Source organism: Neorhizobium sp. T6_25 (assembly GCF_002968555.1).
Taxonomy (GTDB): domain Bacteria; phylum Pseudomonadota; class Alphaproteobacteria; order Rhizobiales; family Rhizobiaceae; genus Neorhizobium.
Window position 1 is genome coordinate 88,162 of the sequence record NZ_PVBL01000003.1, and the last position, 12,740, is coordinate 100,901.

At 64.6% G+C, this 12,740-nt stretch carries 12 protein-coding genes; 3 read left to right on the top strand and 9 right to left on the bottom strand.

Going from position 1 to position 12,740, the window contains the following annotated elements; translation table 11 throughout:
* Nucleotides 1–9: 9 nt before the first annotated feature.
* On the top strand, nt 10–885 hold the full coding sequence (locus tag C5L10_RS04970; RefSeq protein WP_205837021.1) for an amidohydrolase: 876 nt from the start codon (nt 10–12) through the stop codon (nt 883–885).
* Between the two features lie 24 nt (nt 886–909).
* Nucleotides 910–1,923 (top strand): tripartite tricarboxylate transporter substrate binding protein, encoded by a 1,014-nt coding sequence (locus C5L10_RS04975; protein ID WP_105428756.1) that lies wholly within the window; start codon nt 910–912, stop codon nt 1,921–1,923.
* A gap of 30 nt (nt 1,924–1,953) precedes the next feature.
* On the opposite strand, the gene C5L10_RS04980 is transcribed toward C5L10_RS04975, so the two are convergent.
* The 9 genes from C5L10_RS04980 to C5L10_RS05020 form a co-directional block, all read right to left on the bottom strand.
* Entirely contained in the window at nt 1,954–2,760 is an 807-nt protein-coding gene (locus C5L10_RS04980) for a crotonase/enoyl-CoA hydratase family protein (RefSeq protein ID WP_105428757.1), read from the bottom strand.
* Nucleotides 2,760–3,617, bottom strand: a complete 858-nt coding sequence (locus C5L10_RS04985) for a hydroxymethylglutaryl-CoA lyase (RefSeq protein WP_105428758.1) — start codon at nt 3,615–3,617, stop codon at nt 2,760–2,762. Before C5L10_RS04985 ends, C5L10_RS04980 begins: the two co-directional genes overlap by 1 nt.
* Nucleotides 3,610–5,616 carry an acetyl/propionyl/methylcrotonyl-CoA carboxylase subunit alpha gene (locus C5L10_RS04990; protein ID WP_105428759.1) on the bottom strand — a complete coding sequence of 669 codons (2,007 nt, stop codon included), beginning with the start codon at nt 5,614–5,616 and terminating at the stop codon, nt 3,610–3,612. The genes C5L10_RS04985 and C5L10_RS04990 overlap by 8 nt, the downstream gene beginning before the upstream one ends.
* 10 nt (nt 5,617–5,626) lie before the next feature.
* Nucleotides 5,627–7,234 (bottom strand): carboxyl transferase domain-containing protein, encoded by a 1,608-nt coding sequence (locus tag C5L10_RS04995; RefSeq protein WP_105428760.1) that lies wholly within the window; start codon nt 7,232–7,234, stop codon nt 5,627–5,629.
* On the bottom strand, nt 7,234–8,382 hold the full coding sequence (locus tag C5L10_RS05000; protein WP_305778743.1) for an isovaleryl-CoA dehydrogenase: 1,149 nt from the start codon (nt 8,380–8,382) through the stop codon (nt 7,234–7,236). The genes C5L10_RS04995 and C5L10_RS05000 overlap by 1 nt, the downstream gene beginning before the upstream one ends.
* 157 nt (nt 8,383–8,539) lie before the next feature.
* On the bottom strand, nt 8,540–8,902 hold the full coding sequence (locus C5L10_RS05005; RefSeq protein WP_046667272.1) for a hypothetical protein: 363 nt from the start codon (nt 8,900–8,902) through the stop codon (nt 8,540–8,542).
* Between the two features lie 92 nt (nt 8,903–8,994).
* Nucleotides 8,995–9,855 (bottom strand): NlpC/P60 family protein, encoded by an 861-nt coding sequence (locus C5L10_RS05010; protein ID WP_105428762.1) that lies wholly within the window; start codon nt 9,853–9,855, stop codon nt 8,995–8,997.
* Between the two features lie 36 nt (nt 9,856–9,891).
* Entirely contained in the window at nt 9,892–10,233 is a 342-nt protein-coding gene (locus tag C5L10_RS05015; protein ID WP_037079769.1) for a helix-turn-helix domain-containing protein, read from the bottom strand.
* 86 nt (nt 10,234–10,319) lie between these two features.
* The gene (locus C5L10_RS05020; RefSeq protein WP_105428763.1) at nt 10,320–11,714 is read right to left on the bottom strand and encodes a M17 family metallopeptidase; all 1,395 of its coding nucleotides are present in this window, start codon (nt 11,712–11,714) and stop codon (nt 10,320–10,322) included.
* 139 nt (nt 11,715–11,853) lie between these two features.
* Between C5L10_RS05020 and C5L10_RS05025 the strand changes: the two genes are divergently transcribed.
* Nucleotides 11,854–12,690 (top strand): tetratricopeptide repeat protein, encoded by an 837-nt coding sequence (locus tag C5L10_RS05025; protein WP_105428764.1) that lies wholly within the window; start codon nt 11,854–11,856, stop codon nt 12,688–12,690.
* Nucleotides 12,691–12,740: the final 50 nt, after the last annotated feature.

A 12,740-nucleotide genomic window follows, 5' to 3' on the forward strand; every position in this document is an offset into this window, starting at 1 on the left:
GAGGAGAAATTGAACGAACATCGCCAGGAGAGCGGTCACGGGACGGCAACCGCGCGGCGGAAACCGAACTTCATACTGCCTGTAAATAGCTGCGACGCGCATTGTCATGTGTTCGGCCCGGGCGCCGTGTTCCCCTATGCCCCCAGCCGCAGTTATACGCCGGACGACGCACCGAAAGAGGCCCTGGCAAAACTCCATGACCGGCTTGGCATCGACCGCGCCGTCATCGTCCAGGCGAGCTGCCACGGGACCGACAACCGCGCCATGCTCGACGCGATCGCCTGGCGGCCTGATCGTTACCGCGGCGTCGCCATCGTCGACGACAGTTTTGACGACCGCGCCTACCAGACGCTCGACGATGGCGGCGTGCGCGGCGTGCGGTTCAATTTCGTCCGACACCTCGGCGGTGCACCGGATATGGACGTCTTCAACCGGGCGATCGACCGTATCAAGGGCCGTAGCTGGCATGTGGTACTCCATCTCGACGCCGCCGACATCGTGCCGCTTTCGGACATGATCGCACGACTGCCGGTGCCTTTCGTCATCGACCACATGGGTCGCGTCGACACCAGCCTCGGCACCGACCAGCCGGCGTTTCAGACGCTGCTGGAACTGGTGCGGCGGGAAAACTGCTGGATCAAGGTCTGCGGGTCGGAGCGGATCTCCCGCTTTCCGTTCGATACGGCCGTGCCTTTCGCGAAGGCGCTGCTGGCGGCAAGCCCCGACCGGTGCCTGTGGGGCACGGACTTTCCGCATCCGAACCTCAAGGAGCCGGTCGACGAGGCCGACCTCGTGGATCTCGTGCCGAAGTTCGCGCTGACGGAAGAGGATCGGCGGCGGCTGCTCGTCGACAATCCCGCACGTTTATACGGTTTCGCCGCCTGAGCGGCCTTAGAGGAGGAGGAGAGAATGGATTACAAAATTACGGGGAGATCGGCGGGCCGGTTCGAACAGCCGGTGCGATGGATGAAGTCTCTGGCCGTCGCCCTGACCCTGATGCTGCCGACCGGCGCCCTTGCGCAGGACGCCTATCCGTCGAGGGACATCACCCTGGTGCTGCCTTTCGGTCCCGGTGGGATTGCCGACATTACGGCACGTCTTGTCGCCGAGTCGCTCGGCAAGAAGCTCGGCAAACAGATCGTCATCATGAACCAGCCGGGTGCGGGCGGCTCCGTTGCGGCACGGGCGGCGCTGAACGCTCCGGCAGACGGCTATACGCTCGCACTGCTTTCGAACGGCACCGCGATCAGCGTTCCGCTCTTCAAGAACCTGCAATTCGATCCCGTCGCCGATTTCGTGCCGGTATCGAGCCTTGCCTATTTCGATTTCGTGTTCGTCACCAAATCGGACGGCAAGTTCAAGACCCTCAAGGATGTGCTGGAAGCCGCAAAAGCCAAGCCGGGCGCGCTCAATGTCGGGACGATCAACGTCGGCAGCAGCCAGAATCTCGCCGCTGAACTCTTCAAGTCGACATCCGGGATCGATTTTACGATCGTTCCCTACAAGGCCACGCCGGATCTTCAGGTCGCCTTGCTCGGCGGCGAGCTCGACGTGATCGTCGACAGCCAGACGGCGCTGAAAGCTGCCCTGCAGCAGAACCAGGCGACCGCTATCGCCTCATCCGGCCCGGCTCGCTCCAGCCTCTCGCCGAACGTCCCGACCGCCGCGGAAGAAGGCGTCAAGGGCTTCGACGTGACCTCCTGGAACGCCATCTTCGCGCCGAAGGGCACGCCGCCGGAAGCGGTGAAGAAGCTGAACGCCACGCTGGTCGAAGTCCTCGCCGACCCTGCCCTCAAGAAGCGGTTCGCGGATCTCGGCGTCGAAGCCCGATCCAGCACGCCGGAAGAAATCGGCAACCGCCTGAAGGCCGACATCCAGAAATGGTCGGACGTGATCCAGAAGGCGGGTATCCCGAAGCAATAACGCTCGATTGGTCCCGGAGCCGATCCGGGACTAATCCCCACCTGCCTTGGGAACCGCCCAGGGCATCGGCCGGCGATTGAGGAAGGCGTCGATGCCGGCACGGCCTTCGGTGCTTTCCCAACGGTCGGCGAGCAAGCCGGTGCTGTAGCCGAGCGGATCTTCGATCGCCTGGCGGGCGAGATGTTGCACAAGGTTCTTGGCGCTGGCGACGGCGCCGGGAGCGCAATCGAGGAAAGCCGAGGCCTCCTCTTCCACCGCCGTATCGAGTTCGTCGGCGGTGCGAACGACGGACACGAGACCGATCTGGCGGGCCGTGGCCGCATCGAAGCGGCGGGCGTTGAGAAACAACCGCCGGGCATGGCCTTCACCGATCCGGCGCACGACGTAGGGTCCGATGGTGGCGGGGATCAGGCCGAGCCGTGTTTCGGTGAGCGCAAACCCGGCGCTTTCAGCCGCAACCACGATGTCGCAGACGGCCATCAGGCCGATACCGCCGCCGAAGGCATTGCCCTGCACCCGGCCGATCAGCGGTTTCGGCAGGTCGTCGAGCGCCTTCAGCATGAAAGCAAGTTCCGTCGCTCCCTTGATCTTGCCGACGCGATCCCTCGCCTCCTGGTCGCGCATCCATTGCAGATCCCCCCCAGCGCAAAATGTGGAGCCGGCGGATGCGAGTACCACGACGCGCACCGCATCGTCGGCTGCAAGCTTGCTGGCCACATCTGTCAGGTCGGCGATCATCCGAGCGTTCATGGCATTGTGCTTTTCGGGCCGGGCGAGCGTCAGTGTCACCACCCCGCGGAGATCCCGCTCCAGCGTCAGCGTGTCGTAAGCGCCCATCAGCGTGCTCCCCTCAGGCTGCGGGCAAAAGCCTCTGCCTCGGTCAGCCGGTCGCGGTCGATGCGGGTTTCGAACCCCAGCGCATGCAGATGATCGACCGTCTTGCCGGTCGCGACATTGCCCTCGGCGCCGGGCGCATAGGGGCACCCGCCGAGCCCGCCGGCGGCAGCGTCGAAAACGCGCAGACCTTTTTCGAGCGAGACGGTGATGTTGTCGATCGCCCGGCCGTTGGTGTCGTGAAAATGCCCGGCGAGATGTGCCGCCGGCAGGTATTTCAAGACCGCATCGAGCATGGCTGCGACCCGATCCGGCGTGCCGGTGCCGATGGTGTCGGCCAGCGCCACTTCACTGCAGCCCAACGCATGAAGCTCTGTTGCCACCCGCGCCACCTGCGCCGGCGGCGTCGGACCATCGAAGGGACAATCCACGGCGCAGGAGACGTAGGCGCGGACCGGGATGCCGTCGCGGCGGGCACTGTCGATCAGCGGCGCGAACCGCTGAAAACTCTCGGCGATGCTGCAATTGATATTGCGGTGGCTGAAGCCTTCCGACGCCGAGGCGAAGACGGCGACTTCATCCGCTTTGGCCGAGACGGCCGCCGCATATCCCCGCACGTTCGGCGTCAGCACGGTGTACAGCGTCCCCGGACGGCGGGTAATGCCGGCCATGACCTCGGCGGCGTCGGCCATCTGCGGTACCCAGTCGGCGCGCACGAAGCTCGTCACCTCGATTTTTTCGAAACCGCAGGCCGAAAGCAGGTCGACCAGCCGGATCTTGTCGGCGGTGGAAATGAGCCCCTTCTCGTTCTGAAGCCCGTCGCGCGGGCCCATCTCGTGAATGCGGACGAAATCAGCCATCCTTCGGCTCCCCGGCTTCCGGTTCCGGCTCAAGGGAGAGCAGCACTGCGCCTTCGATCACCTGCTCGCCCTGCGACACCAGGACGTCGGCAATCGTCCCGTCGCGCGGCGCGGCAAGCGTCAATTCCATCTTCATGGCTTCCATCACGACAAGGGCCTCGCCCTTTGTGACAGAGGCTCCCGGCATGGCACGAAGGAGTTTGACGAGGCCCGGCATGGGCGCGACGATGCGATCGCTGCCGGCGGCAATCTCATCCTCACCGGCAAGGGGATCGATAAGGCCGAAGTGCCAGTTCTCGCCATCGCCGAAGATCGTCACGTCACGTTCGCCGGAGACCAGATGGACGCGATGTTTCCGGCCGGCGGCCTCCAAAAGACAAGCCTCGGCGCCCAGGCGAGAGAGGCGGAAATCGACCGGCTTGCCGTCGACCGTGGCTGCATAGACGCCCTCTCCGATCGACCCGAACGACACCGGCACGTGCTGGCCGCGGTAGTCCAGCTCGACGAAATCAGAGGCGTCGGCCCATAACCGGAATCCGGATAAGCGGTCCCAGGGATCGCTTCCGTTCTTCGGCTCCAGGGCACCGGAAAGTTTCAAAGCGGCCAAGGCCATGGCCTCGCGAGACGGGGACTGACCGATAGTCAATTCCGCCAGATGCCTGTCGATCAGGCCGGTATCGGGCAAGCCCTCGACGAAATCCGGCTGGATCGTTAGCCGGCGAAGAAATGCGGCGTTGGTGGTGACGCCGGTGGCGCGAACTTCGGCAAGGGCGGCCGACAGAAGCGAGAGCGCGGTCTGGCGATCCGGGCCTCGGGTGATGATTTTCGCGATCATCGGGTCGTAGAAGGGCGAGATGCGGTCGCCGGCGCGCACGCCGCTGTCCACCCGCGCCAGTTCCTCCGGCAGGTCGAGATGGGCAAGCCTGCCGGTGGCGGGCAGAAAACCCCGCTCGGCATCTTCCGCATAAAGCCGCGCCTCGAAGGCCCAGCCGCTGATGAAAAGCTCGTCCTGCAGGCGCGGAAGAGGCTCGCTGGACGCGACGCGAAGCTGCCATTCGACGAGATCGACGCCGGTGATCGCCTCGGTCACCGGATGCTCCACCTGCAGCCGGGTGTTCATTTCCATGAACCAGAAACGGTCGGCCTTCAGCCCGTCGGAGGCGTCGGCGATGAACTCGATCGTGCCGGCACCGGAATAGGAAATCGCCATGGCGGCCTTGACGGCCGCCTCGCCCATGGCAATGCGCATCTCCTCCGGCATGCCGGGAGCCGGCGCTTCCTCGATGACCTTCTGGTGGCGGCGCTGCAGCGAGCAATCGCGCTCGAAGAGGTGCACGACATTGCCGTGGTCGTCGCCAAACACCTGAATCTCGATATGGCGTGGATGGGCGATATATTTCTCTATCAGACAGGCGGGATCGCCGAAGGCGGCCAAAGCCTCCCGCTGCGCCGAAGCGAGCGCTTCCCTGAAGTCGGCCGCGCTTTCGACCCGCCGCATGCCCTTGCCGCCACCACCGGCGCGCGCCTTGATCAGCACCGGGAAGCCGATGCGCTCCGCTTCCCTGGAGAGGAAGTCGGGATCCTGTTCGGCGCCGTGATAACCCGGGACGACAGGCACGCCTGCCCTTTCCATCAGCGCCTTGGCGGCGTCCTTGAGGCCCATGGCGCGAATGGCATCGGACGATGGGCCAATGAACCGGATGCCGGCGGATGTCACCGCATCGGCGAAATCCGGGTTCTCCGAGAGGAAGCCGTAACCGGGATGGATGGCGTCGGCGCCGGTGCGCAGCGCCGCCTGGATGATCGTCTCGCCGCGCAGATAACTTTCGGCGGCGGGGGACGGGCCGATATGCACAGCCTCGCCGGCAAGCGACACATGCAGCGCGTCACGGTCGGCGTCGGAATAGACGGCGACGGTCGCGATACCAAGACGGTGGCAGGTGCGGATGATGCGGCAGGCGATCTCGCCGCGATTGGCTATGAGGACCTTGCGGATCATGACGCGGCCCTCACATCCGGAACACGCCGAAGCGTGTATCCTCTATCGGAGCATTGAGGGCGGCGGAGAGGCTCAGGCCCAGGACCTGGCGGGTCTTGGCCGGGTGGATGATGCCGTCGTCCCAGAGGCGGGCGGACGCATAAAGCGGATGGCTCTGTTCCTCGAACTGGTCGAGCACCGGCTGTTTGAAGGCCGCCTCCTCGTCTGCGCCCCACGTCTTGCCGCCGCGCTCGATCGCCTCGCGCCGGACGGTGGCCAGCACGCCGGCGGCTTGCGGGCCGCCCATCACCGAAATGCGGCTGTTCGGCCAGGTCCAGAGGAAACGCGGGGAATAGGCGCGTCCGGCCATGCCGTAATTGCCGGCGCCGAATGAACCGCCAAGCAGGATCGTGACCTTGGGCACGGGCGTGGTCGCAACTGCGGTCACCAGCTTGGCGCCGTGCTTGGCGATGCCCTCCGCCTCATATCTGCGGCCGACCATGAAGCCGGTGATGTTCTGCAGGAAGACCAGCGGGATTTTTCGCTGCGAGCAGAGTTCGATGAAATGCGCGCCCTTCTGGGCGCTTTCGGAAAACAGCACGCCATTGTTGGCGATGATGCCGACGGGGACCCCGAAGACATGGGCAAATCCGCAGACCAGCGTCATGCCGAACCGAGCCTTGAACTCGTCGAAACGCGAGCCATCCACCACCCGCGCGATCACTTCGCGGATATCGTAGGGGGTGCTCAGCGACGACGGGACGATCGCGGCGATTTCTTCCGGGTCGTAAAGCGGCTCCTCGGGGGTCGCCAGCACCATGGTTTCGGGTTTGCGGGTGTTCAAGCCGGCGACGGCACGCCGGACCAGCGCGAGCGCATGGGCGTCGTCGCGGGCGAGATGATCGGCGACGCCGGACAGCCTCGTATGGACATCGCCGCCGCCGAGATCCTCGGCCGAGACTTCCTCGCCCGTCGCGGCTTTTACCAGCGGCGGGCCGGCGAGGAAGATCGTGCCCTGGTCCTTGACGATGATCGCCTCGTCGGACATCGCCGGCACATAGGCGCCGCCGGCGGTGCAGGAACCCATGACGGCCGCGATCTGGGCGATGCCCTTCGCCGACATGCGCGCCTGGTTGAAGAAGATGCGGCCGAAATGATCGCGGTCGGGAAACACCTCGTCCTGGCTCGGCAGGTTGGCGCCGCCGGAATCAACCAGATAAACGCAAGGGAGACGGTTCTCCTCGGCGATCTCCTGGGCCCGCAGGTGTTTCTTGACGGTCATCGGATAGTAGGTGCCCCCCTTCACGGTGGCGTCGTTGGCGACGATCATCACCTCGCGGCCCTCGACCCGGCCGATGCCGGTGACGATGCCGGCCGACGGGCTCGCCCCGCCGTAAAGCCCATGCGCGGCGGTGGCTCCGATTTCGAGAAAGGGTGAACCGTGATCCAGCAGACGCGCAATGCGGTCGCGGGGAAGCAGTTTACCGCGCTTCACATGCCGCGCCCGCGCTTCCTCGCCACCACCGGCTTCGGCGAGCGTTACCGCTGCCTCGACCTCGGCAAGCTTGGCCTGCATCGCGGCGCGGTTCGCTTCGGCGGCTTCGCTCCTCAGGTTGACCGCAGACCGGATGACAGCCATCAGGCGGTTTCCTTGAAGAGTTCGCGGCCGATCAGCATACGGCGGATTTCGGACGTGCCGGCGCCGATCTCCATCAGCTTGGCGTCGCGCAGCAGCCGGCCGGTCGGATTGTCGTTGATATAACCGTTGCCGCCGAGGATCTGGATTGCCTGTAGTGCCTGCTGGGTCGCCTGTTCGGAGGCGTAGAGGCAGCAGGCGGCGGCATCCTGGCGCGTCACGGCGCCGCGATCGCAGGCTGCGGCCACCGCATAGACATAGGCGCGGGCGGAATTCATCGCGGTGTACATGTCGGCGACCTTGGCCTGGATCAGCTGGAACTCGCCGATCGGCTGGCCGAACTGCTTTCGCTCGTGGACATACGGCATCACCACATCGAGGCAGGCATGCATGATACCGATGCCGATGGCCGAAAGCACGACGCGCTCATAGTCGAGCCCCGACATCAGCACGCGCACGCCGCCACCCTCGGTGCCCATGACGTTTTCGGCCGGCACTTCGCAATCCTCGAACACCAGCTCGCAGGTGTTGGAACCGCGCATGCCGAGCTTGTCGAGCTTCTGCGCGGTCGTGAACCCTTTGAAACCTTTTTCGACGAGGAAAGCGGTGATGCCCTTGGAGGAGGCGGCCGGATCGGTCTTCGCATAGACCACCAGCACATCGGCGTCCGGACCGTTGGTGATCCACATCTTGGTTCCGTTCAAGACGTAACGATCGCCCTGCTTCTCGGCGCGGAGCTTCATCGAGACGACGTCGGAGCCGGCGCCGGGCTCCGACATGGCAAGCGCGCCGACATGCTCTCCCGCGCAGAGTTTCGGCAGGTAACGCGCCTTCTGGTCGGCATTGCCGTTGCGGTTGATCTGGTTGACGCAAAGATTGGAATGGGCGCCATAGCTGAGCGACGTGGAGGCCGAGGCACGAGCCAGTTCCTCGACGGCCACGACGTGGGCGAGATAACCGAGCCCCGAGCCGCCGAAATCCGGGTCGGCGGTAATGCCGAGCAGGCCGAGCGCGCCGAGTTCCGGCCAGAGGTCGCGGGCAAATTCGTTGCTGCGGTCGATTTCGTCGGCGCGAGGTTTGAGTTTTTCCTGCGCGAAACGGTGGACCGTCTCACGAACAGCGTCGACCTCCTCGCCGAGCGCAAAATTCATGCTTGCGTGGAACACCCTGCATCCTCCCGGTGTACCAAGTTCAGTATGTCAGAAAGTAGTGGGGCAGCGGCGGCAGGTCGTCAATGGGCCAAGAGCGCCCATGCCCGACATCGCAACATACGGTCTTCCGCCATGCCGCCTTTGAACAAAGATTGCCTTATTCGGGAAGATGGTGCGGATGGAGACCGGGGACCCACTGGGTGTTGGGCATGCGCGTGCCGGTATAGGTTACGCCGCTCGGCGTCTTGCAGCGATAGATCCGGGTCGGCATCACGTCGCCATAGAGAATGTCGAAACTGCCACGGCTACGATAGACGTTCTCGATATCGCTAGTGCATTCATAGGCCTGTTTCTTCGCGTGTTCCTCCTCCGGCACGACGCCGGGCAGGTTACGGAAGTAGGTCTGCACATCCTTCGGGAAGGCCCGGAGCTCGGTCGCGAATACCTCAGCCGGAACCACCGCGGCGACAAGCAGCGCCACGAGCATCACGGCCGGCAGTATCCATGCACCCTTGAGCATCAATCGACTCCTCATCCACGTAAACGGCGGATGATTCACAGATATGGACGGCAGGAGGTCCAATCCATGGGCCGGGGACCACGTTTGCGTGATCATCGGCGGTTATCCAGGCGGCGATAGCCGGTGGGCTGCTGGTAGAGCCAGCCGATCCGCTGAACGGCCGCCTCGAAATTCTCGCGGGCGACGCTCATCGTGTGGCCGTTGGCATGGAGAAGCGTCTCGGCATTCTCGATGATGCCGACATGACCCTTCCATAAAACGAGGTCGCCGCGGCGAAGTTCCCCTTGGCCGATCTCTTTGCCGATCGAAGCCTGCATATCGGAGTCGCGCGGGGCGAATTGGCCGGTCATCATCAGGGCAAGCTGCACGAGCGACGAGCAGTCAAGACCGAAACCGGAACGGCCACCCCAGAGATAGGGCGTCTCGATGAATTTTTCGGCGACGGCGACGTAGTCGTCACCCAAGGTCTCGGCGATGGGGAGGCAATGGCGGGCGATCACCGCCTCGCCGCTTGCCAGGACGAAATAACGGGTGCCGCGGGTTTCCGCCTCGCCGACGACGGTGAGGCGGCTGCCCATGGACAGAGCGCCAACCGGCGGCTTGCGGAGCTCCGGTTCCGGATACAGGAAGGTGCGCGGCACGGCGATGCGGTGGGTGGGTTCGTCCAGGCTCCCGAGCACCGCCTCCGGCAGGTATCCGACATAACCGTCCTGATCGGCCTGCACCCAGGCAAAACCATCGGCGCGGTCGAAAACCCGGACGGTTTCGCCCCACAAAAGTTCGGTATCGATGCCTCGGGCAAGATCCGGTGCCGGGCGGAGCTGGGCCACCGGCACGGCGATGCGGGCCGGTTCGCCGCGGACGAACTGGCCTGCTTCGACGCTGCCCTTCAGCGTCTCGTCTGCGAGGTCGGGCCGGAAGGCATGCAGGCGTCTGTCGAGCAGCTTGATCATCTCAAAATTCCCTTCGGGCGCTTCGCGGCAAACCCGTCACTGGCGGCCCTCCCGGATGATCAGGTCGCCCAGCTTTTCCAGATAGAGCGCACCCGCCACCGTGCGCTTGATCACCACGTTGCGGCGGTCCCGCTCGTCGCGCTGTCGGTCCACCAGGCCCATCTCGCCCATCGTGTCGAGCGCGCGGGTGATGACCGGCTTGGTGACGCCAAGCGTCGCCGCCAAGCCACGCACCGTATGCGGCGGCGGCACGAGATAAATATGCAGCAGAATGGACATTTGGCGCAACGTCAGATCGCGGCCGTCGTGGCGCACCTGCTCCAGCGATACCCGGTGCCAGAGGCCCAGCGCTTCCGTGGCGGTCAGTTCAACCGGCATCACCACCTCGGTTCAAAAATCCGGCCTCGCTTCACAATCCGACGGATTTTAGGCCGAAGTTCTTACCGGTTTGTTTCGGAGCCGGTTTATTTCGCAGCCATGTCGCGGATCGTGCGATAGAGCGCGCGGATCGCAAATGCCTCGCCGCCGACCGATGCCTGCGGCTTTTCGGCCGCCACCCAACCATAAATGTCGAAATGCACCCAGCTCCTGGTGGCGGTGACGAAGCGCTTGAGGAAAAGTGCCGCGGTGATCGCGCCGGCCATGCCGCCCGAGGGCGAATTGGTGATATCGGCGGCGCGGGAGCGGATATCCTTGTCATAGCCCATCCACAGCGGCAGGCGCCACATCGGGTCGGCTTCGGTGCGGCCCGCGTCCATCAGCTTGCCGGCAAGCGCTTCGTCGTCGGTGAAATAGGGCGCAAGCTCGGTGCCCAGCGCGACGCGGGCGGCCCCCGTCAGCGTCGACATATCGACCATCAGGTCCGGCGGGTTTTCGTCCGCATAGGCGAGCGCGTCGGCAAGGACCAGCCGGCCTTCCGCATCGGTATTGTCGATCTGCACGGTGATGCCCTTGCGGCTCCTGTAGATATCGCCGGGGCGGAAGGCATTGCCGGAAATGGAGTTCTCGACCGCCGGAACCAGAACCTGCAGGTCGACCTTGAGGCCGGCATCCATGATCATCAGGGCAAGTCCCATGACGTTCGCGGCACCGCCCATGTCCTTCTTCATCAGCGCCATGTTGGCGGCGCCCTTGATGTCGAGGCCGCCGGTATCGAAGCAGACGCCCTTGCCGACAAGGGTGACGCGCGGATGGCCCTTCTTTCCCCAGCGCATTTCGAGCAGGCGCGGGGGAGAGACACTGGCGCGGCCGACCGTGTGAACGAGCGGGAAATTCCGGGCGAGCAGGTCCTCACCGACAATCGAGGTGACGGTTGCGCCGTAATGTTCGCCAAGCGCCCGGAAGGCCCCCTCCAGCTCGATCGGTCCCATCTCGTTGGTCGGAATATTGATGAGGTCACGGGCCAGGAAAACGCCGGCCAGCTGGCGCTCGACATCGGCGGCATCGGCCGTGCCCGAGATCGCAAGCCGCACATCCTTCGATTTTTCGGATCTGTAGCGGCTGAAGCCGTAGGTGCCGAGGCCGTAACCGAGAGCAAGATGTGCATCGCCTAGCGCCGAGGTCTCGACATGCCAGTCACCCGCCGGCAAGAGCTTCGAGAGTTTTCCGGTAATGAATGGCGCCTCGGCGGGATCGCTGCCAAGGCCGAACAGCGCGCTGCCCACCTCACCGCCGGCCGTTGGCAACAGAAGCACCGCGCCAGCTTCCGCCTTGAAGCCTGTCGCCTTCGCCCAGGCGAGCGCCGCCGCATCGAGCTTCCCAGCCTCCAGGTCAGAAGGCGTCACGGCGTGGACAGGCCTGGTCGCCGCCCCTTTCGCGCTGAAGGGAGAGGGGCGTTCGATATACTGATAAGGAGTCATGGGGAGCCTTCGGAAGCTGCTGGAATCGCTCGTCTTAACGATCTGTTAGGGTTAACAGTTTATTGCTGGAGTGGAAATGCGCTATATGCCCGCTCCCTATTCGCAAGGCGTGGCACCGGACCGAACGAGACCGCACCCCATGACCGCTTCCGCAGCCGTGACGCTTCGCAAGACCCGCCTCGCCCAGACTGCCGCCCTCGCTATTCTCGCCGTTCTCTCGGTCACCGGCTGTGCGACGAAGCGGGATGTAGAAACGACGGGCTCGATCCCGAGGGCCTCGGCCGCCTCCATGGACGGCATGAACGCGAACGATCTTGCCAGCACCGAGAAGTCTGTCGGTGCGAGCTATGCCCGCGATCCCAAGAACAAGCAGATCGGGCTGCAATACGCGACAGTGCTCGGCATGACGGGCAAGAATGCGCAGGCGCTTGCCGTGATGCAGCAGGTGGCGATCGCCCACCCGGCCGATCGGGACGTGCTTGCGGCCTATGGCAAGGCGCAGGCCGGTGCCGGCCAGCTCGAACAGGCGCTCGCGACCATCAACCGCGCCCAGACCCCCGACCATCCGGACTGGCGGCTCTATTCGGCCGAAGGCGCCGTGCTCGATCAGCTCGGTCGCTCGGCGGAAGCCCGCCAGAAATACCGCATGGCGCTCGAGACCCAGCCGAACGAGCCGAGCGTGATGTCCAATCTGGGAATGTCCTACGTGCTTTCCGGCGACCTGAAGACGGCGGAAACCTACATGCGCAACGCCGCCGGCCAGCCCGCCGCCGACAGCCGCGTCCGCCAGAACCTGGCGCTGGTGGTCGGCCTGCAAGGCCGCTTCGCGGAAGCAGAACAGATCGCCCGCCGGGAACTCTCGCAGCAGCAGGCGGACGCCAACGTCACCTATCTGCGTTCGATGTTATCCCAGCAGAATGCCTGGGCAAAGCTCGCCGACAAGGATAGCAAGAGCAAGCCCAACAACACGAACTGACCAGGCTCTCGCATTCCCAACAAAAAACCGGCCTCGCGCCGGTTTTCTTT

Bases quoted from the DNA above. Each gene is read 5' to 3' on its own strand.
- C5L10_RS04975 (WP_105428756.1), top strand. From the start codon at position 910: ATGGATTACAAAATTACGGGGAGATCGGCGGGCCGGTTCGAACAGCCG.
- C5L10_RS04980 (WP_105428757.1), bottom strand. From the start codon at position 2,760: ATGGGCGCTTACGACACGCTGACGCTGGAGCGGGATCTCCGCGGGGTG.
- C5L10_RS04985 (WP_105428758.1), bottom strand. From the start codon at position 3,617: ATGGCTGATTTCGTCCGCATTCACGAGATGGGCCCGCGCGACGGGCTT.
- C5L10_RS04990 (WP_105428759.1), bottom strand. From the start codon at position 5,616: ATGATCCGCAAGGTCCTCATAGCCAATCGCGGCGAGATCGCCTGCCGC.
- C5L10_RS04995 (WP_105428760.1), bottom strand. From the start codon at position 7,234: ATGGCTGTCATCCGGTCTGCGGTCAACCTGAGGAGCGAAGCCGCCGAA.
- C5L10_RS05000 (WP_305778743.1), bottom strand. From the start codon at position 8,382: ATGAATTTTGCGCTCGGCGAGGAGGTCGACGCTGTTCGTGAGACGGTC.
- C5L10_RS05005 (WP_046667272.1), bottom strand. From the start codon at position 8,902: ATGCTCAAGGGTGCATGGATACTGCCGGCCGTGATGCTCGTGGCGCTG.
- C5L10_RS05010 (WP_105428762.1), bottom strand. From the start codon at position 9,855: ATGATCAAGCTGCTCGACAGACGCCTGCATGCCTTCCGGCCCGACCTC.
- C5L10_RS05015 (WP_037079769.1), bottom strand. From the start codon at position 10,233: ATGCCGGTTGAACTGACCGCCACGGAAGCGCTGGGCCTCTGGCACCGG.
- C5L10_RS05020 (WP_105428763.1), bottom strand. From the start codon at position 11,714: ATGACTCCTTATCAGTATATCGAACGCCCCTCTCCCTTCAGCGCGAAA.
- C5L10_RS05025 (WP_105428764.1), top strand. From the start codon at position 11,854: ATGACCGCTTCCGCAGCCGTGACGCTTCGCAAGACCCGCCTCGCCCAG.